The 18408-nt window shown below is 70.6% G+C and carries 21 protein-coding genes and 2 pseudogenes; 10 read left to right on the forward strand and 13 right to left on the reverse strand.

Annotation, left to right across the window (positions count from 1 at the left end):
* Positions 1-49 precede the first annotated feature (49 nt).
* Positions 50-527: pseudogene (locus ACIRDU_RS17950) on the forward strand (peptide deformylase).
* Positions 528-843: 316 nt separating this feature from the next.
* On the opposite strand, the gene ACIRDU_RS17955 reads toward ACIRDU_RS17950, so the two are convergent.
* Entirely contained in the window at positions 844-2136 is a 1293-nt protein-coding gene (locus ACIRDU_RS17955) for a geranylgeranyl reductase family protein (protein WP_402614863.1), read from the reverse strand.
* Positions 2137-2236: 100 nt separating this feature from the next.
* Here ACIRDU_RS17955 and ACIRDU_RS17960 point away from each other — a divergent pair, with 100 nt between their 5' ends.
* Positions 2237-2761 carry a GNAT family N-acetyltransferase gene (locus ACIRDU_RS17960; protein ID WP_403580286.1) on the forward strand — a complete coding sequence of 175 codons (525 nt, stop codon included), beginning with the start codon at positions 2237-2239 and terminating at the stop codon, positions 2759-2761.
* A gap of 89 nt (positions 2762-2850) precedes the next feature.
* Positions 2851-3189 carry a PASTA domain-containing protein gene (locus ACIRDU_RS17965; protein ID WP_403580289.1) on the forward strand — a complete coding sequence of 113 codons (339 nt, stop codon included), beginning with the start codon at positions 2851-2853 and terminating at the stop codon, positions 3187-3189.
* On the opposite strand, the gene ACIRDU_RS17970 is transcribed toward ACIRDU_RS17965, so the two are convergent.
* Both ACIRDU_RS17970 and ACIRDU_RS17975 read right to left on the reverse strand, forming a co-directional pair.
* Positions 3176-3871 (reverse strand): demethylmenaquinone methyltransferase, encoded by a 696-nt coding sequence (locus ACIRDU_RS17970; RefSeq protein WP_403580292.1) that lies wholly within the window; start codon positions 3869-3871, stop codon positions 3176-3178. The two genes, ACIRDU_RS17965 and ACIRDU_RS17970, sit on opposite strands and share 14 nt — an antisense overlap.
* A 61-nt stretch (positions 3872-3932) precedes the next feature.
* Positions 3933-4130 (reverse strand): annotated as a pseudogene (locus tag ACIRDU_RS17975) (hypothetical protein); the annotation flags it as partial.
* A gap of 603 nt (positions 4131-4733) precedes the next feature.
* On the opposite strand from ACIRDU_RS17975, the gene ACIRDU_RS17980 reads away from it, so the two are divergent.
* Positions 4734-5744, forward strand: a complete 1011-nt coding sequence (locus ACIRDU_RS17980; RefSeq protein WP_403580295.1) for a chitinase — start codon at positions 4734-4736, stop codon at positions 5742-5744.
* A 13-nt stretch (positions 5745-5757) separates the two neighbouring features.
* Here ACIRDU_RS17980 and ACIRDU_RS17985 read toward each other — a convergent pair whose 3' ends face one another.
* From ACIRDU_RS17985 to ACIRDU_RS18005, 5 genes are all read right to left on the reverse strand, one after another.
* Positions 5758-6405: an imidazolonepropionase-like domain-containing protein gene (locus ACIRDU_RS17985; RefSeq protein WP_403580298.1), complete on the reverse strand. Its 648-nt coding sequence runs from the start codon at positions 6403-6405 to the stop codon at positions 5758-5760.
* A gap of 7 nt (positions 6406-6412) precedes the next feature.
* Positions 6413-7612, reverse strand: a complete 1200-nt coding sequence (mqnC, locus tag ACIRDU_RS17990; protein ID WP_403580301.1) for a cyclic dehypoxanthinyl futalosine synthase — start codon at positions 7610-7612, stop codon at positions 6413-6415.
* A gap of 70 nt (positions 7613-7682) precedes the next feature.
* On the reverse strand, positions 7683-8672 hold the full coding sequence (locus ACIRDU_RS17995; RefSeq protein ID WP_403580304.1) for a lysostaphin resistance A-like protein: 990 nt from the start codon (positions 8670-8672) through the stop codon (positions 7683-7685).
* 90 nt (positions 8673-8762) lie between these two features.
* The gene (locus tag ACIRDU_RS18000) at positions 8763-9491 is read right to left on the reverse strand and encodes a prepilin peptidase (RefSeq protein ID WP_403580637.1); all 729 of its coding nucleotides are present in this window, start codon (positions 9489-9491) and stop codon (positions 8763-8765) included.
* Positions 9488-12373: a BTAD domain-containing putative transcriptional regulator gene (locus ACIRDU_RS18005; RefSeq protein WP_403580307.1), complete on the reverse strand. Its 2886-nt coding sequence runs from the start codon at positions 12371-12373 to the stop codon at positions 9488-9490. The genes ACIRDU_RS18000 and ACIRDU_RS18005 overlap by 4 nt, the downstream gene beginning before the upstream one ends.
* A 433-nt stretch (positions 12374-12806) precedes the next feature.
* Between ACIRDU_RS18005 and ACIRDU_RS18010 the strand changes: the two genes are divergently transcribed.
* From ACIRDU_RS18010 to ACIRDU_RS18035, 6 genes are all read left to right on the forward strand, one after another.
* Entirely contained in the window at positions 12807-13475 is a 669-nt protein-coding gene (locus ACIRDU_RS18010) for a hypothetical protein (protein ID WP_403580310.1), read from the forward strand.
* Positions 13463-14545: a hypothetical protein gene (locus ACIRDU_RS18015; protein WP_403580313.1), complete on the forward strand. Its 1083-nt coding sequence runs from the start codon at positions 13463-13465 to the stop codon at positions 14543-14545. The genes ACIRDU_RS18010 and ACIRDU_RS18015 overlap by 13 nt, the downstream gene beginning before the upstream one ends.
* A gap of 120 nt (positions 14546-14665) precedes the next feature.
* On the forward strand, positions 14666-14797 hold the full coding sequence (locus ACIRDU_RS18020; RefSeq protein ID WP_403580316.1) for a hypothetical protein: 132 nt from the start codon (positions 14666-14668) through the stop codon (positions 14795-14797).
* A gap of 26 nt (positions 14798-14823) precedes the next feature.
* The gene (locus ACIRDU_RS18025) at positions 14824-15216 is read left to right on the forward strand and encodes a hypothetical protein (protein ID WP_403580319.1); all 393 of its coding nucleotides are present in this window, start codon (positions 14824-14826) and stop codon (positions 15214-15216) included.
* A gap of 46 nt (positions 15217-15262) precedes the next feature.
* Positions 15263-15730 carry a hypothetical protein gene (locus tag ACIRDU_RS18030; RefSeq protein ID WP_403580322.1) on the forward strand — a complete coding sequence of 156 codons (468 nt, stop codon included), beginning with the start codon at positions 15263-15265 and terminating at the stop codon, positions 15728-15730.
* Positions 15731-15756: 26 nt separating this feature from the next.
* The gene (locus tag ACIRDU_RS18035; protein WP_403580325.1) at positions 15757-16110 is read left to right on the forward strand and encodes a hypothetical protein; all 354 of its coding nucleotides are present in this window, start codon (positions 15757-15759) and stop codon (positions 16108-16110) included.
* A 79-nt stretch (positions 16111-16189) separates the two neighbouring features.
* Here the strand turns inward: ACIRDU_RS18035 and ACIRDU_RS18040 are convergent, their stop codons facing one another.
* The 5 genes from ACIRDU_RS18040 to ACIRDU_RS18060 form a co-directional block, all read right to left on the reverse strand.
* Entirely contained in the window at positions 16190-16420 is a 231-nt protein-coding gene (locus tag ACIRDU_RS18040) for a hypothetical protein (RefSeq protein ID WP_403580328.1), read from the reverse strand.
* A gap of 306 nt (positions 16421-16726) precedes the next feature.
* Positions 16727-17197, reverse strand: coding sequence for a pilus assembly protein TadG-related protein (locus ACIRDU_RS18045; protein ID WP_403580331.1), 471 nt, complete (start codon positions 17195-17197; stop codon positions 16727-16729).
* Positions 17194-17622, reverse strand: coding sequence for a TadE/TadG family type IV pilus assembly protein (locus tag ACIRDU_RS18050; RefSeq protein WP_403580334.1), 429 nt, complete (start codon positions 17620-17622; stop codon positions 17194-17196). The genes ACIRDU_RS18045 and ACIRDU_RS18050 overlap by 4 nt, the downstream gene beginning before the upstream one ends.
* 1 nt (position 17623) lies before the next feature.
* A complete protein-coding gene (locus ACIRDU_RS18055) occupies positions 17624-18085 on the reverse strand; it encodes a TadE family protein (RefSeq protein ID WP_403580337.1) in 462 nt (153 codons plus the stop codon).
* 32 nt (positions 18086-18117) lie between these two features.
* Positions 18118-18369 carry a hypothetical protein gene (locus tag ACIRDU_RS18060; protein ID WP_031107180.1) on the reverse strand — a complete coding sequence of 84 codons (252 nt, stop codon included), beginning with the start codon at positions 18367-18369 and terminating at the stop codon, positions 18118-18120.
* Positions 18370-18408 lie beyond the last annotated feature (39 nt).

Below are 18408 nucleotides of genomic sequence, written 5' to 3' on the forward strand. Positions count from 1 at the left end.
CGGCCCTCCCGGCCCGTCCGGGGCATCATCGGACCCCCGCGCCCCCCGGCTGTCCTCGGTCTACTTCCGAGGCGCTCAGGGCCCCTCAGGGCCCTTGTCGGGGCCACCCGTCACCGCAGGCCGCCCATGCGCTCCCGTCACTCCGGCGCCATGTGCCCGAATTGTCCTGGCTTGGCAGGGTGTTGACGCCGCGTCGAGGCCCGGCGGGGAAGGTCCGGCGAATCACGGGGCCGACGAGGGAGCCCTCATGCATGTCGGGCCCATCGTCATCCAGTCCTGGAACCGCTCGACGCCTCGCGCAGGAGGCTCCTCGACGAAGCGGAGGGCTGCCCCTCGGTGCCGGGCGCACGAGGGGGCACCGGCTACTTCGCCCGGTGCCTCGCGCACGGGGCCGATCACTGCGACGGGCAGTTCTGTCAGGACCGGCTCTCCGCGGGGAGCGGACGGACGCGCTGCGGCAGACGGCGGACCGGCGGGAGGCGGTGCAGGCGCGCCGGGCCGCCGACGTCGCGGCGCTGAGCGCCTGATGGGGACACCGGCCGCGCGGGCGGGCGGCCCACTCGGACCGTCGGCATCACGAACCGGAACCCCACGCAGGCCACCGGCACCGCGAGCCGACAAGCCGCTCGAGCCACCGGCACCGCGGGTCGACACCCGCTCAACCCGCCGACACCGCAAACCGGACACCCGCTCAAGCCACCGGCACGCCGAACCGGACACCCGCTCGAGCCACCGGCACCGCAGGCCGACAACCCGCTCGACCCGCCGGCACCCCGAACCGGACACCCGAGCAGGCCGACCACCCGACGCTCAAGCCCCCGGCTCCACAAGCCGGCCGCCAGCTCAGGCTTTCGGGGCCACCCTGCTCAGGCCGTTGATGATGCGGTCCATCGCGTCGCCGCCCGTCGGGTCGGTGAGGTTCGCGAGGAGCTTCAGGGTGAACTTCATCAGCAGGGGGTGCGTGAGGCCGCGCTGGGCCGCGATCTGCATGACCTTCGGATTGCCGATGAGCTTCACGAAGGCCCGGCCGAGCGTGTAGTAGCCGCCGTAGGTGTCCTTCAGGACGCGCGGGTAGCGCTGGAGGGCGAGTTCGCGGCTCGCGGGCGTCGGCCGGGCGTGGGCCTGGACGATGACGTCGGCGGCGATCTGGCCGGACTCCATGGCGTAGGCGATGCCCTCGCCGTTGAAGGGGTTCACCAGGCCGCCGGCGTCGCCGACGAGCAGCAGGCCCTTGGTGTAGTGAGGTTGGCGGTTGAAGGCCATCGGCAGGGCGGCGCCGCGGATCGGACCGGTCATGTTGTCCGGCGTGTAGCCCCAGTCCTCCGGCATCGACGCGCACCAGGCCTTCAGGACCTCGCGCCAGTCCAGCTCCTTGAAGGAGTCGGAGGTGTTGAGGACGCCCAGGCCGACGTTCGAGGTGCCGTCGCCCATGCCGAAGATCCAGCCGTAGCCGGGCAGGAGACGGTCCTCGGCGCCGCGGCGGTCCCACAGCTCCAGCCAGGACTCCAGGTAGTCGTCCTCGTGGCGCGGGCTGGTGAAGTACGTGCGCACCGCCACGCCCATCGGGCGGTCCTCGCGGCGGTGCAGGCCCATCGCCAAGGACAGCCGGGTGGAGTTGCCGTCGGCGGCCACGACGAGCGGCGCGCGGAAGGTGACCTCGCGCTTCTCCTCACCGAGCTTGGCGTGCACACCGGTGATGCGGCCGGTGCGGTCGTCGATGATCGGCGCGCCCACGTTGCACCGCTCGAAGAGCCGGGCGCCGGCCTTCTGGGCCTGCCGGGCGAGCTGCTCGTCGAAGTCGTCGCGCTTGCGGACGAGGCCGTAGTCGGGGAAGGAGGCGAGATCCGGCCAGTCGAGCTGGAGCCGCACCCCGCCGCCGATGATGCGCAGACCCTTGTTGCGCAGCCAGCCGGCCTCCTCCGAGATGTCGATGCCCATCGCCACCAACTGCTTGACGGCACGCGGGGTGAGGCCGTCGCCGCAGACCTTCTCGCGGGGGAACTCGGTCTTCTCCAGCAGGAGGACGTCGAGTCCGGCCTTGGCGAGGTGGTAGGCGGTGGTGGAGCCGGCCGGCCCCGCGCCCACGACGATCACATCGGCGGTGTTCTCGGAGAGGGGCTCGGTCACGACGGTCACGGCGGGATCTCCCCAAGTTCGTCAATCTTGCGTGCCGACCGGCACTGGACATGGGCAGTCTATGCAGCAGCATTCATCACCCGGCTGAAGGGCTGCCTCCGTGAACCGAGCTCTCCCCGCTGTACGGCTCCGCGTCCCCACTCACGAGGACGCGTTCGTCTGGCACCGGATCTTCGACGACCCGGACGTCATGGAGTTCCAGGGCGGCAAGGCCGCGGAACTCTCGGTCTACGAGGAGCTCACCGCCCGCCAGCGCCGGCACGACGCCGAGCTCGGCTTCTGCCTGTGGACCGTGCTCGACGAGTCGGAGCAGGTCATCGGGTTCACCGGCGCCCAGCCGTGGGAGCGGGCCTGGGGCCCGGCGGGTGAGATCGAGATCGGCTGGCGGCTGGGCCGGGAGCACTGGGGCAAGGGCTACGTCACCGCGGCCGCGCGGCAGACGCTGGAGCGGATGCGGGCGACCGGCGTACCGGGCGTCGTCGCGATGGTCGACGCCCGCAACAGCCGGTCCATCGCGGTGACCCGGCGTCTGGGGATGCGTCTCGCCGAGACGTTCACGACACCGGCCTCACAGCGGGCGGGGCACTGCTATCGGCTCGACCTCCAGGGCGATGACGGAGCGTAGTCGACTGTCACAGAAAGACACCTGTCGCTTCCGGCCGGTGCGGGGCGGGAGTTACCCTTCCTGTACCGCTGGGGGTGACATCTGTGCACATGTCCCGCAAGACACCCGAGGTGCGCGTACCGCGTCTGGTCGGCCTGATGGCCGTGGACGCGCGGGAGACGGCCCGGGCACAGGGTCTCCTCCTCAACGCGCCGGACCGGCCCGATGTCCACCTGGCCGTCGTCGACTACGTCGTACGCCAGTACCCGCAGGCCGGTGCCGAGGTGCCGCGGGACTCGATGGTCTACGTGTGGTTCGACTTCGGCCCGGGCGAGGGCGGCGGGGGCGTGCACGAACCGCGGCTCCCGCGTCCGCCCCGGGGTGGACTCCAGCGGGAGCTGGACGAGCCGGGTGAACCGTCCCCGGCCAGGGCGCTCAGCTCTCCTTGAAGCCCCGGTGCAGGGCGACGATTCCGCCGCTCAGGTTGCGCCAGGCCACCCGGGACCAGCCGGCCTTGCCCAGCCGCCCGGCCAGGGCGGGCTGGTCGGGCCAGGCGCGGATGGACTCGGCGAGGTAGACGTAGGCGTCGGGGTTGGAGGACACGGTCCGGGCGACCGGCGGCAGGGCGCGCATCAGGTACTCGGTGTAGACCGTGCGGAACGGCGCCCACGTCGGGTGCGAGAACTCGCAGATCACGATGCGCCCGCCGGGCCGGGTCACCCGGTGCATCTCGCGCAGCGCGGCGTCCGTGTCCTGCACGTTGCGCAGCCCGAAGGAGATGGTGACGGCGTCGAAGGTGCCGTCCTTGAAGGGGAGCCTCGTCGCGTCGCCTGCGGTGTACGGCAGCCAGGACCGGCGCTGCTTGCCGACCTGGAGCATGCCCTGGGAGAAGTCGCACGGGACGACGTAGGCGCCGGTGCGGGCGAAGGGCAGCGAAGAGGTTCCCGTGCCCGCGGCCAGGTCGAGGATCTTCTGCGCGGGGCGCGCGTCGACGGCCTTGGCGACCTCCTTGCGCCATCGCCGGTCCTGGCCGAGGGACAGCACGTCGTTGGTCAGGTCGTACCGTTCCGCCACGTCGTCGAACATCGAGGCGACTTCGTGCGGCTGCTTGTCCAGGGATGCGCGGGTCACGGGCCCATTCTTGCAGCACCCCCTCCGGGCAGGAGCCTTGGCTTCTTCCGTGCCGCCAGCCGGCCCCGGTGCGCAGGCGCTGGTCGCCGCCGACCTCGGCGCGCAGATAGCCGTCGAGGAGCATCACGCAGACCAGCGCGAGCAGGAGCAGCAGGGCGAGGATGACGCGCGGCCTCCGCAGCGCGGCGGCCTTGCCGGCGGCCCGCTCCGTCCGGGAGGGGGCGCGGCGCCGGCCGCGGGAGGGTGTGGTCGTGGTCATGGGGGCCAGGTCACTTGGCGCCGGCGGAGGCGGACGGGGACGGGACGGTGCCGCTCACGGCTCCCCGGGCCGGAGCCGACGGGAGGCCGCTGGGCCGGACGCCCGGGCCGCCGGGACCGCCGGGAACCCCCTCCGGTCGACCACCGCCGGGCTCCGCACCCGCGAACGGCGGCAAATGCGACGAAGTCGGGGACGTCCCCCAGCCCATGAAGGCCGCGCCGAGGACGGCCGCGTACCCGAGGCAGACGGCCCCGAGGAGGAGGCCGAACCGGCGCAGCAGCCGGGCTCGGCGACCGGAGTTGTCAACGAACACGGGGCCTTCGGCGGACCCGTTGCCGCGTTTGCGGCGGCGACCGCGAGGCGCGCGGTTTTCGATGGCGGGCTCGGAATGCATTCCCCGGACAGTAGGGCGTCTTTATCTGCTCTAAACTGGGGTTTCCTTATGAGAGACCCATGAGAGACGACGCAAACTGTCCTTTCTCTGAGAGTTCTCGGGAATGCCCGCGGAACTCGCCGTGCGCAATCGACATCGTGAGACGTTTGCTGCCGGGAAACGTACTTCCTGTCCGACCCCCAGACCTCGCAAGAACGGGAGCGCACGTCATGAGGAGTTACCGGAAACCGGTGGCGGCCGGGCTGGGCTGTCTGTTCGCCCTCGCCGCCGCGGGATGCTCCGGGCAGGGCGACGCGGCCCCCGCGGTGACGGCCGGGTCCGGCACCCCGTCCTCCGCCGGAACCGGCACGTCGTACGCCCCGTACGTCAGCGCCACCGAGGCCGCCGGCACCGACTCGGCCGGCTCCCCCACGACGTACAACCTGGCGTTCGTCATAGCCGACGGCGACGACTGCACCCCGCGCTGGAACGGCACGCACGCCATCGGCGACTCGGCCGTCACGTCCCGGATCGCCAAGCTCAAGGAAGACGGCGCCCGGGTACGGGTCTCCTTCGGCGGCGCCTCCGGCGACGAACTCGCGGTGAACTGCGACAGCGCTTCGGAGCTTGCGGCGGCGTACGGCACGGCACTCGACGCGGCCGGCACGGCCCTCGCGGACTTCGACATCGAGGGCGACGAACTCGCCGACGCCGCCTCCATCGCGCGGCGTTCGCAGGCGATCTCCCGGTTGCAGGAGGAACGGGCCGACCTGGACGTCTCGTTCACGCTCCCGGTCATGCCCTCGGGCCTGGAGGAGGACAGCCTCGCGCTGCTCGACGCCGCCAACGACAACGGCGTACAGGTCTCCACCGTCAACCTCATGACGATGAACTACGGCCCGTCGTACGACGGTGACATGGGCGGTTACGCCCTCACGGCCGCCAAGGCCGCGCACACCCAGCTGAAGAAGGCCTTCGGCACCTCGGACGCGACGGCCTGGCAGGGCATGGCGCTCACCTCGATGATCGGCGTCAACGACGTCGCCGGCGAGACGTTCACGCTCGCGGACGCCGCCGAGGTCCGCGCCTTCGCCGAGGAGAAGGACATCGCCTGGGTGTCGATGTGGTCGACGGCCCGGGACCGTCAGTGCGCGGACGGATCCGACACGGCCGAGGCGGCGACCGATTGCAGCGGGGTGACCCAGGAGCCGGGGGCGTTCGGGGAGGCGTTCGCGGGCTGACCCGTCCCGGGGGTCAGCGGCGGCGGTAGAGCAGGCGGCCCTCGACGACCGTCGCCACGCACCTCCGCGCGCCGTCTTCGGCCAGTGCGGCCTCGTCCGGTACGTCGAAGACGGCGAACGTCGCATCCATGCCCTCGTACGGCGGCAGGGGCATCAGGATGGCCTCCGTCAGGCTCCGCCCTGCCAGCGGGTCGAGGGTCGGCGTCCCCGGCGGGTCCCCGAACCGCTCCTCGGCCGTCATCCCCACCCGGTACACGGCGTCCAGCACCGCCGGCCGCAGCAAGTCGCCGGCCACCGCGACCGTTCCGTGCGCCAGCATCCGCTGCACTCCCCGCCGGGCGCTCGCGCCCCAGCGGGCGTCAGTCATCTCCAGCGACCCCAGGCGCTCGCCCATGAGCGGCTCGGTGCCCAGCTCAGCGACCTCGCGCGGGTCCGGATGATAGGCCCGCTCCAGCAGTTCGGGGCCGTACGGATTGAGCAGCCCAGGGGTCAGGAGTCCCGGCCAGCGCCGAACACGCGCCGTCGGATGCGCGGACGCCAGCTCCTCGTACGGACCCACGGCCGCGATCTGCCGGCCTTCGACCAGCACCCCGCCGCCCGGCAGCGGAGGCCACTGGGCAGCTCCCGACACCACGAGGTCCGCGGTGTGGATCGTCAGCACGGTCGGGTCAGTTGGAAGCCAGCAGCTTCAGCTCGGGGTGAGCCGTGCCGCCCTCGATGGCCGTCGAGGAGATGTGCGAGACCACACGGTCGTCGACCGGGTCGTTGGCCGGGTCGTCGTGGACGACGAGGTGCTCGTACGTGGTCGCGCGCTGGGCGGGCACCCGGCCCGCCTTCCGGATCAGATCGATGATCTCCATCCGGTTGGACCGGTGCTTGGCACCGGCCGACGACACCACGTTCTCCTCCAGCATGATCGAGCCGAGGTCGTCGGCACCGTAGTGCAGGGAGAGCTGCCCGACCTCCTTGCCCGTGGTCAGCCACGAGCCCTGGATGTGGGCGACGTTGTCCATGAACAGCCGCGCGACGGCGATCATCCGCAGGTACTCGAAGAGCGTCGCCTGCGTGCGGCCCTTCAGGTGGTTGTTCTCGGGCTGGTAGGTGTACGGGATGAAGGCGCGGAAGCCGCCCGTGCGGTCCTGGACGTCCCGGATCATCCGCAGGTGCTCGATGCGCTCGGCGTTGGTCTCGCCGGTGCCCATGAGCATGGTGGAGGTGGATTCGACGCCCAGGTTGTGCGCGATCTCCATGATCTCCAGCCAGCGCTCGCCGGACTCCTTCAGCGGGGCGATGGCCTTGCGGGGCCGCTCGGGCAGCAGCTCGGCACCGGCGCCGGCGAAGGAGTCGAGCCCGGCGGCGTGAATCCGCTGGATGGCCTCCTCCACGCTCACCTTGGAGATCCGGGCCATGTGCTCGACCTCGGACGCCCCCAGGCTGTGGATGACCAGCTGCGGGAACTCCTTCTTGATCGCCGCGAAGTGCTTCTCGTAGTACTCGACGCCGTAGTCCGGGTGGTGCCCGCCCTGGAACATGATCTGCGTGCCGCCCAGCTCGACGGTCTCCGCGCACCGGCGCAGGATGTCGTCCAGGTCGCGCGTCCAGCCCTTGGCGGTGTCCTTGGGAGCGGCGTAGAACGCGCAGAACCGGCACGCCGTCACGCAGACGTTCGTGTAGTTGATGTTGCGCTCGATGATGTACGTCGCGATGTGCTCGGTCCCGGCGTACCGGCGGCGGCGCACGGCGTCGGCGGCGGCGCCCAGCGCGTGCAGCGGGGCGTCCCGGTAGAGCACGAGCGCTTCGTCCGGGGTGATCCGCCCACCGGCGGCTGCACGGTCGAGGATGGGCTGAAGGTCGGCCTTCTCGGTCACCGGGCGTCCCTTTCGTAAGGGTTGTGGACGGACCAGCCCAGCGTACGCCAGGGGTTCGGGCGGCTGGACGTCAGGCCGTGCGGGCGGGGCCGGGGTACGGGGTGGGCGGCGGCGCCGGGGCCGAGAGGCGCTGCGGCTTGCGCCGCCGGGCGAGCCACAGCACGATCGCGGCGTAGAGCAGGTCGGTGGCCATGGCGGCGAGGGCCAGCTGCCAGGGCGCGTCGGCCGCGGTCTCGTCCGACACCAGTCCGTCGACGACCGCGGCGGAGGCGCCGAAGGCCAGCAGGTTGTTCAGGACGTGCAGGGCGATGGCCGCTTCCAGTCCCCCGGTGCGGATCGTGAGCAGCCCCATCACCAGGCCGTTCACCAGCAGACCGAGGAAGCCCCATCGGGTGCCCCAGCCGTGGGCCGCGGCGAACAGCACGGCCTGCGGGACGACCACGAGCCACGGGGAACGCAGGAAGGCGCCGACCGCCTGGATCAGCCAGCCGCGGAAGACGTACTCCTCGGCCGCGGCCTGCAACGGGACGAGGACGGCCAGCACGGCCAGGGCCGCGAGGAAGCTGCGCCAGCCCACCCACGTGTCGGACTCACCCGACTCGCCCGGCAGGAGGAAGGCCGTCACCGTGAGCAGCAGGATGGGCGGCAGCCCGGCCAGCAGACACCACCCGAGCCAGCCGATCCGCAGCCGTCCGGTCACCGACGAGACGGTGCCGACGGGCCGTCTCGCCGGCCACAGCGTGGCCAGCAGCACCAGGGGCAGGGCTATCGCGATGGACACGAGATCCATCGCCGTGTTCCCGACCGGCCCTAAGTCGGCACCGCCGTCCGGCAGTTCAGGGGCACCGAGCGCTGTTCCGAGAACGTAGGAGACGACGGCCAGCACCAGGACGAGCACGACGTAGGCGACGGCCATCAGCAAGGTGCCGACCGACGACCGCCACCAGCGGTGACGACCTGTGGCGCGGTCCAGGCGGTGGTAGGGGTGGCCGGTGGGGTCGGGGGACGGGGCGGTGGGGTACGGGGGCATACCGACGGGGTACGGGGGTGTATTTGTCATGATCAGCATCATGACAGTGCCGGTCGGGCAGATCCCAGGCGTTCCAGCGACGGCATGGCCTGATGCCCCTGCGAGGGCCGGGCGCCGGTGTCAGGCCGTGTACGCGCCCACGAGCAGGCCCAGGAACGCCCCCGCGATCAGGAACGGGCCGAACGGGATGGCTGTCTTGCGGTTGGCCCGGCGGAGGATCATCAGGGCGACGCCGTACAGCGCGCCCAGGAGGAAGCCCGCGAAGGTGCCGAGCATGACCGTCGGCCAGCCGTACCAGCCGAGGGCGGCGCCGGTGCCGAGGGCGAGTTTGACGTCGCCGAAGCCCATGCCCGCGGGGTTGATGAGGAACAGGACGACATAGCCGCCGCCCAGGGCGAGGGAGCCGAGCAGCGCGGTCGTCCAGTGGCCCGCGTGTTCGGGGACCAGGGCGGTGAGGCCGAGCAGAGCCAGGGCGGCACCGGCGAAGGGGAGCGTGAGCGGGTCGGGCAGGCGCCGTACGCGGAAGTCGACCACCGTGAGCAGGACGCCGACCGGCGCGAGCAGCAGCCAGACCGCGAGCTCGGGGCGGGTGCCGGTCGCGGCGGCGAGAACCGCGCAGACCAGGGCGGTGGCGATCACCAGGGGGGCCGTACGCGGCCCGTATCCGGGCTCCGCGCACTCCGGGCATGCCGCCCGCCCGAGCCAGCCCCTGACGGCGTGCCCGCCTGGACACTCCTTTCGCCACCCCTCCCCCGAGGGCGCCGAGAACCGGTAGGCCGCGCGCGGCAGCACCGCTCCCGCCGCCGCGCCCCACAACGCGGCGGCGACGACCAGCAGCCCGGTGCTCATCCCGCCGCGGCGATCGCGTCGCGCCACGCCGGCAGCAGCTCGTCGAGCAGTGCCTCGGTGCGCGGCGGCAGCCCGCGGGCCCCGCTGCGGCCGATGAGGTCGGTGGCGAGGACGGTCAGCCGGTCCGTGTCGCCCGTGGCGTGCGTGGCACGCAGCAGCTCGTGCCACAGGCGCTCGTCGGCCGGGGCGGTGCGCAGAGCCGCGTTCAGCGCCTCGATGGCCTTCTCCGCGCGGTTCTTCTCCATGTGGAACTCGCACAGCGCCAGCCCCGTGTCCGCGACCAGCAGCGGCAGTTGGGCATCGACGATCTCGTGGGTGAGCCACCGGTAGCGGCCCTCGGGCCGGTCGGCGAGCAGCGGCCCGCGCACCAGCACGAGCGCGTCGGTGAGCAGCCGCCCGCGCACGGCCCGGCTGTCGACGCCCTTGCCCTGCGTGGCCTCGTGGTAGAGGGACCGCAGCACGTCCAGGTCGGAGACGACGGTCTTGGCGAGCGTGAGCCGGCCCGAGGCGTCGGTGGCGAGGCGGGGCGTGCCGTCGGGGTCGGTGCCGAGCCAGTCGCGCAGCCGGTCCAGCAGCGCGTTGCGTACGTCGTCGGTGACGCCGCGCGGCCACAGCGCGGAGGACAGCACGCGCGGGTGCACGCCCTCGCGGTGCAGGAGCAGCAGGGCGAGCGCCTCGTGCAGCAGCGCGCTGCGCTCCCCGTCCGGGTCGTCCAGGCCGATGATCTCGTACGGCCCGACGAGCCGGGCGTACACGGCCGGCCGCCCCTGCTCGCTGATGTCGACGAGGAACGGCGGGGCGGTCGCGGGCCCGTCGGTGTCACGCTCCGGGTCGGCCTCGACGAACAGCTCGACCACGGCCCGCTGCTGGGCGGCCGGCAGCAGCTGGGCGTCGAGTTCGAGGCCGAGAAGCGGCGCCAGCAGCTTGCCCTGGCCGGTGATCTCCATCTCCCAGGCGGCGCCCGGCAGATCGCCGGTCTCGGTGCCGACGAGGTACCCGATGCCGAGGCGGCTGGCGTCGGCGGCGAGTTCGGCGAGCTTGACGGCGTCCTCGGCGGACGGCTGGGCGGCGAGCAGGACCAGGTGCGGGGCCCAGCGGGTGTGCTGGGCGGGCCCGGTGCGGCCGGTGAGGACGGAGTCGTGCCCGGCGGCGCCCAGCGCTCCGCGCCGCTGCCGCGTCTCGGCCTCCATGGTCTCGACGAGCGCCTCGATGTCCTCGAGGTGCCGGATCCGGTTCGGGGCGAGGGGGGTGAGGTCCTCCCCGAAGCCGACGAGCGTGATGGTCATGCGGTCGGACCAGCCGTTGGTCGCCAACTCGGCGGCCACCGAAGCGAAGACGGCGGCCCGGTCGGCCTCGCGGCCGCTGAGCGACACGATGCCGGGCACGGCCTCCAGATTGAGCAGCAGCCGAGAGTCGTCCATGGTGCCGAGGCTGACGAGACCCGGGTAGGGCGCGGCCGTGTCGACGTCCTCGTAGCGCTCGGCGTCGGTCCGGGAGAGCATCCAGAAGGTCTGGTCCTGCCCCTGCTGCCAGGGGGCCGGGGGTTTCCCGGCGGGCTGGGCGAGCTGGAGGTGCAGGTCGCCGTTGCTGAGCCAGGCCGCGTAGACGACCGGCAGCGCGCGCGACTCCTCGGCCAGGGAGGCGGCGAGACCGCGCAGAGACCGGTCGAGCAGCCGTACGCCCTCGGGGTCGGCGCCGACGAGCAGCGCGTCCTGGACGTCCTGCGCGTCCCCGGTCGGCGTGGGCGGCTCCATGCCGCGCCGCCCGCCGACGGCCCCGAACGCCGACTGCCACAGCGCCTGCCGGCGCCGCCGTCCCAGGGCGCCGAGGAGACCGGCGGCGAGGAGGGGCGCGGTGAGGAGGGCTTCGGGGAGGCCGAAGGAGCTGTCGGACTCGGCGCCGACGGCGGTGGCCTGCTGGTGCCCGGTGTCGTGGGCGGGCCGCTGCTGGTCGGGGACGGACACCTGGGTGGCGCCGCCACCGGCGTGCTCGTGTCCGCCGCCCTGGGCACCTGCGCCTTGCGCATGGTCGCCGGTCTGGGCGTAGTCGCTGATCTGCTGCTGCACGTCGGGCGACACGTTGGGCGCCTCGTCGGGCATCTCGACGAGGTCGCCGCCGCGGGCGTCGCCCGGCATCTCCATGATCCACCCGGGCCGAATGAGACTGGCCTCGGAGAGCTTGGACCCGTCCGGCTGCACGCGGTCCTTGTTGAGCTCGAAGATCTCCTTGTAGCGACGCCCGTCACCGAGGTGCCGTTGCGCTATCTCCCACAGGGAGTCGTGGTGACGCCCCTCGGGCGGCTGGATCCGGTAGTACTTCGTGTCGCCCTGCTTGGCGGTGCTGCCGCCGGCGTCGGCGTGGGCGGCGGCGTGCGAGGCCTGCTCGGCGAGGACGGCCGCGGCGCCGGCGGCCTGATCCTGCTGCTGGGCGAAGAGCCCCGGGGTGGCCTGGGCGGCCGCGACGGTCGGCTTCTGGTTGGCGTCGTAGCTGTTCCCGAGCTGCGACAGCCCGGGTGCGAAGCTGGCGGCGGTGGCGCCGACGAGCAGCAGCGCGGCGACGAGCTGCCGCGCCAGCAACTGACTCGGCCCCGCACCGGGCACCCGCCCCGGCACGCCGACACCCGACAGCGCGGCCTTCATCTCCACGAGCACACACGCCGTGAACTGCGCCCACGCCAGCCACACGATGACGGTGAGAATGTTCAGGAACGTGTGGACCGTGATCTCTTGCTGCAGCCAGTCGAAACTCGGCACCCCGTTCGGCAGCGGCCACCCGATCTGCGTGGCCAGCGCGCCCGGCACGCCGACGAGCAGCACGGCCAGGGCGACGAAGGCGAAGAACGCCTTGACGCAGTCCCCGAACGACCGCCGCCGGAGCCTCACCGGCTGCGGCGTCCGGTTCCTGGGGGCGGCCGTGGCTCCCGTCGTTCCCGTCGTACTTCCCGTCGAGCTTGACGAGCTTGAGGTGCGGCGTCGCGGCATGGCGGGTGTCCTGGGGTCGTGTGTGGAGTGAGGTGAGGCCGAGCTGTGAGGTGAGGGGTGTGCGCTGAGCCTACAGAGATCTTATGGACTCTTACGGAGGGCGTCGAAGGGCGGATCGAAGGAAGCGCATGGGCGTCCGATTTGCCCATGAAGTCACGGGAGTTCGCTCCTGGACCGGGCAACCGGGACCATCACCTTCGCATTCGCCACGCATGCCTCTCACAATCCCCACGCAGTCCACCACGGCCTGTCAAGGCCGCATTACCCACCCTTGATAGCTTCGTTCTCTACCGCACACGCAATACGACGATCGAACAACGGGGGAGATCCGCCAGTGGCTCGCCGCGCTCTGAAGACAACAGCCGCCGCGCTCACTGCGGCAGCGGCCCTGCTGCTCACCGCCTGCGGCGGGGGTGGCAACGACTCGTCGGACGACATCAAGGGAGCCGACAAGGGGGCCGGCAGCCCTTCCGCTTCGGCCTCCGGGGCGACGTCGACCGATGTCGAGCGGCCTGACGTGAGTGTCCCGAAGGACCTGGATCTGGTCTTCGACTTCGAGAAGCCGTCGGACCGGAACAGCGCGGCAGCCCTCGAAGACGCCGCGAACTACATTCGGGCGCTGAACCACGGCATCACAAAGCAGGATCCGAATGATCCCGCCTTCCAGTTCTACTCGTCGGGTCAGGCTGCCCAGTACGCGCACTCGCAGATCAAGGAGTACGTGGACGGCGGCTGGACGCTGACGGGCAGGGACCGGTATTACGACGCCGACATCAGCCCTGGCGACGAGTCCGAGAAGGTCAAGACGGTCAACGTCACCTTCTGTGAGGACCAGTCCAAGGTCTTCGGCAGGGAAGTCAAGAGCAAGAAGGTCCACCGCACGAAGGAAAGCCTGGCCAGTTATCAGAAGTTCACCCTCCTCATGACGTCCGTGCAGGACAACCCGGTCTGGCGGGCCCAGCGGGTCACCGTCGAGGGGAAGGCAGCCGAATGCCGAGGGTGACCGCGTCCCGGCGGACGAAGCTGATCGTGGGGCTGGCGGCTGGTTGCGTCCTGTGGACCGCTGGTACGGCTCACGCCGACAAACCGGTCGGCGGCGAAGCGGCACCGCCTCCGCAAGGCGGAAGCGACGGCAAGGGGGGCCTGTCGGCCTCGGTCTCCAACATCCGGGTCACGTACCCGAGTGGTGGAGACGGCGGCGGGAAGGAAGGCAACCTCGGCACCGTCGATCCCACCTGGAAGCCCCCCGCCTGCTGGTACGAGCCCGCCTTCAGCCCGGAGCAGTTGAAGAAGTTCGTGGACTCGGACGGCGGCGGCGATGTCGGAATCCACGAGTCCTGGTTCGGCAAGGGCCTGTGGACCGACCACTACCGGGACGGCAAACCGGCCGACAACTTCGATCTGAAGGCGGCGACGAACAGCTCCGCCGAGGGCTACAAGGACTACAACCTCGGCAAGGACGGCTACTTCTGGCGTGGTGTCGCCCCTGACCCCGACGCCTCGGACTCGTGGGACTGCGGCCGCATCATGTTCTGGGTCGACGCCGGTGAGGTCCCGGACGATCCGAACGCGCCCACCCCGAAGACGCTCGCCGAGTACGCCTATAACAAAGTCAAGGTCCCCGAGACCGAGGTGGAGCTCAAGCCGGCCGGCAAGTCGACGGTGAACCTCCCGACCTGGGTCTGGCTCGACAAGGGCACCTTCAAGGACGTCAAGGTCCGCGCCGCACTGCCGAACACGGGCCTGTGGGCGGAGACCACCGCCAAGCCGGTCGCCCTGCACCTGGACCCGGGCACCGAGGACGCCGAGGTCTTCCCCGCCTCCGGCGACTGCGAGATCAACGACGACGGCTCCATCGGCACGCCGTACACCAAGGGCGCCGCCGACAAGACCCCGCCGTGCGGCATCCGCTACCTCCGCGCGACCGACGGCACCCCGTACCAGCTCTCCGCCAGCGTCACCTGGAAGATCACCTGGCAAGGCTCCGACGGCTCCGACGGCGACCTGCCCGACGGCACCTTCGAGACCACCCAGGACATGAACGTCCAGGAGATCCAGTCGATCAACCGCTGAGTGACTCCAGCGGCGTGTGACGTGAAGGAAGGGCATGGGCGAGGAACCCGAGCGCTGCCGGGTCGAGTCCGCGTGCTCACCTGCCATTCCGGAGCCGCCCAGCCGCAAGTAATCCAGGAGATGGCGAACTCTCTGGGAGTCCCCGTCAAGGCTCCTGCCAACGCGGTCGGTGTGCCCAGCTTCGGCGAAGGTCCCTTCACCCCGCACATCAGGGACGAGGGCGTGTGGCTCACCTTCCTTCCGATGGCCTGAAGACGGCGGCAGCACAAGGAGTTTCGATGATTCGTCCCGTAGGGTTCTTCTCCGAACTCTCCCCCGGCTGGGGCCTGGCGGAGTCTGGTTCGATCAAGGATGCCGTGAGGTCCTCGGCCGGGCCGGACGAGAGCCGCATCCTCGACTATCTCAGGAACGGCACGGCAATCTGGAGTGAGATGAGTGCGGGACCGGACGTCCTGGACCCCGACGCACCCGACCTGACAGGCGTCGGCTCGCTCTTCACCGACGGCACCTGGCTCTGGCGCGAGGATCTCCCCTATTACGTGGCCAAGTATCACGTTTCTCTGCCAGACGAATTCGTCGAGCACATCAGGGCCCTGAACTACGAGACCCCGCCGGTACCCGATACCAGGTTGATCGATATTGCGACCCAGGATCTCGGAATCCACATGTGACGGAATCACCGGCAGCAAAAGAACAGGTGTTCCGTACCGCGCTGACATGAGCTCCATGCTCCGCAAGATGGCCAAGGACGCGCACGACTCCGGTGCGCTGTACCTGGGCTGCATGGCGGAGAACTTCGACGGCATCCCGCTCTCCGCGACCGTCACCGTCTCCGTCCTCGGCGCGCGGAACAAGCAGGGCGTTCCCCTGTCGACGGACCCCCGGGCCATCGCCGACAGCCTTCGCGCCATCACCGCCCGCCGTGAAGGCGACGCCTGGCGCAAGGTCACGACGGTCGACATCCCGGAGCTCGGTCCGGCCGCGCGCACGTACGGCGTCGAGGACGTGCCCGTCGCGGAGGGGGACAGCCGTACCCTGCGTATGGTGCTCACTCAGACGTACGTCCCCGTACCGAAAACCGCCGACCAGGTCGTCCTCATCTCCGGAGCCAGCCCCGTGCTGGACCTGGCCGACGCCTTCCATGACATCTTCGACGCTGTGACGAGTACCTTCCGCTTCGTCTGACCGTCCGACCCGCTGGGGGAATCCGCATGGGCAAGGGCAAGAGCGACCTCGCGCTTCCGCTGACCGAGCTGGAGAGCTACGGACGCCGGCTGCGGTCCATCAAGACCCGTCTGAATCACACCAAGAAGCTCTTCGCGTCGTACAAGGACGACATCGGCGACGGCAGTGTCAATGACGCGCTCGACGATTTCGAGTCCAACTGGGAAGACGGGCGCGAGGACATCACGCAGCAGCTGGATGCGCTGGCGAGTATGTCCGATGCCGTGGTGCGCGAGTTCAAGAAGTTGGATGACGAACTCGCCAAGAAGGTGAACGACGCCATGAAGACCGAGGACAAGCGGGGCGGTAAGGGCGGCAAGGGGGACGCCGGGGGGAAATAGACCGCCGGCCCGAGACGCGAGACACACCAAAAAAGGGCCCCTGGATCCGGAGATCCGAGGCCCTTTTCGTGTGCGTTCGTCAGGAAGCGACGGCCGCGTTGAGGTGCAGGTCCGCCGCGATGCCCTGCGGCGAGACGGCGACGCCCAGGCCGCCGCCGACGCCGGCGGTGAGGCCGGCGGCCGTGGTCTCGACGTAGAGACCGGCAGCGGCGCCGGCACCCGCGGCAGCACCGCCCGCCTGGCCGCCGGCGATGGTGTCCAGCTCGGCGTCGGACATCTGGGCGGTCTGGATCTGCGGGGTGAAGGCCATGGAGGGCGGTTCCCTTCGGTTTAATGGTTCGAAGTGCTCGAGCGTGACCGATCAAAGCACGTCGGGAGAAGGGGCGGCCAGTCAGTGCTCAGTCCGTGGATATGAGTGTGAGTGGAATTCGGGGCGCGCATACACGGGTGTGACCATTCGGTCACCTGAAACCTCACGGCCTTCACACCTTCTGCCACTTCGCGATACAGGAATGCAGCCCACAGTGCGGGAAATGAGCCGGTCTCGCTTACTGCCCCACTCCGTCCCGACCTCACGGTGAACGGTGTGCAGATTCGCCGAATGTTCCGGACCGGCTCAGCCGACCTCGTTCTGCGCCACTGCCTGCCCGTGGACCACCACGTCACCGCCGTAGAACATCCCCGTGAAGACCGGGGAGTACGTGAGTTGCACCTCGACCTCGACCTGCTCGGCGTTCGCGGCCACGCAGTGGGTCGCGCCGATGTCCGCGCCCGTCATGTCCATCTCGCGGGCGAAGGCCTTCACGCGGGCGTCGCAGTTCTCGAAGTTGATCGGCGCGGGGCCGCCCTCGTTCTCGTAGAGGGCGTCGCGGTCGATGTCCTGGGCGGCGTAACGAGCGGCCTGTTCGGCGATGTCCGCGGCGCGTTCCCGCTTGGAGATGGACAGGCCGCCGTCGATGACGAACGCGGAGAGCGACAGGAAGACGAGCGTGAAGATGATGACCGCGCCGGCGCCCGAGCCCCGGTCGTCCACCTGTGCGCGGCGGGCCGCCCAACGCGCCCGCCAGTACGGCCGGAAGTGTTTCACGCCGACCTCCGGAACGGGTCGAGCGGGGAGCTGAAGCTCGACGACAGGGTCGTCGGGACGTCGAGGCCGAGCATGGCGAGGCCCCGCACCTGGCAGCTCACCTCGACCGTGAAGATGGTGTCCGGTTCGAAGCCCTGACTGGTCTGCGTGACGGACACCGGGCCCGAGCAGACGTCCGCCAGGTTGGCCTCCGCGGCCTTCTTGGCCTCGGCCATGGCCGTCGCGTGGTCCTTCTGGATCGAACCCGCGCGGGCCGCGTCCCGGGCCGCGCCGTCCAGCGCTCCACGGCCGTCCACGAGTTGGCCGAAGGCCACCAGGACCAGGATGAACAGGATCATCACCGGTGCGAGGATCACGACCTCGACGGTGGACAGGCCTCGGTCGTCCGCGGCCCGGCGGACCTTCTCGACAGAGGGGACGGACATGTCAGTTCCCCTCTTCCTGTACGAACCGCTCCACCGGCCCCACCGACTGCGCGTGCACCGTCAGATCCAGCCCCGGAAACACCGTCGGCACCCGCGCCGCGATCTCCACGCCCACCGTGTTCTGCTCCGGCTGCACCATCGTCACGTCCGGGGAGAGGACCAGCTGCGGGCCGAGCTGGCGGATGTAGCTGTCCACCACGTCCCGCGCCTCGCCCCGCCACGCGCCCGGCTGTTCGTCGGCCGTGGCGCGGGCCTTGCGGGCACCGGCCTGGGCCGCCGCCTGGGCGACGTGGTCCGCGAAGAAGTACAGGGCGAACTGCACGGTCGCGAAGATCAAGAAGAAGAGGACCGGGGTGAGCAGCACGAACTCGATCGCGGTCATGCCTGAGTCGCCGCGGGTGGCCGCCCGTTTCCGTGCGGCCCGCACCCAGCGGCGTGCCCGTCTGCTGACGTCTGCCGGCATCCCCGTGAACCCCGTTGCTCCTGAGACGACGATCAGCAGGTCTTGCCCGCGTCGGCACCCTTGATGCAGTCGCCGACCTTGTTCGCGCCCTCGCTCAGCGCGGCGTTGATGATGGCGGCCACCACACCGACGATCGCCACGACGACCGCGGAGATGATGACCCACTCGACCGCGGAGGCACCGCGGTCGAGCTCACCGGAGCGGGCACGCTCGGTGCGGGCCTGGAGGAAGGTGACGAGGAAGTCCACGGCCGGGATGCCGGTGTGGAAGGTACGTCCGTTCATGACGTCTTGTCCTTTCGAAATCGGTTCACGAGGTTCTGG

This window comes from Streptomyces sp. NPDC093598, assembly GCF_044764825.1.
Classification (GTDB): Bacteria; Actinomycetota; Actinomycetes; order Streptomycetales; family Streptomycetaceae; genus Streptomyces.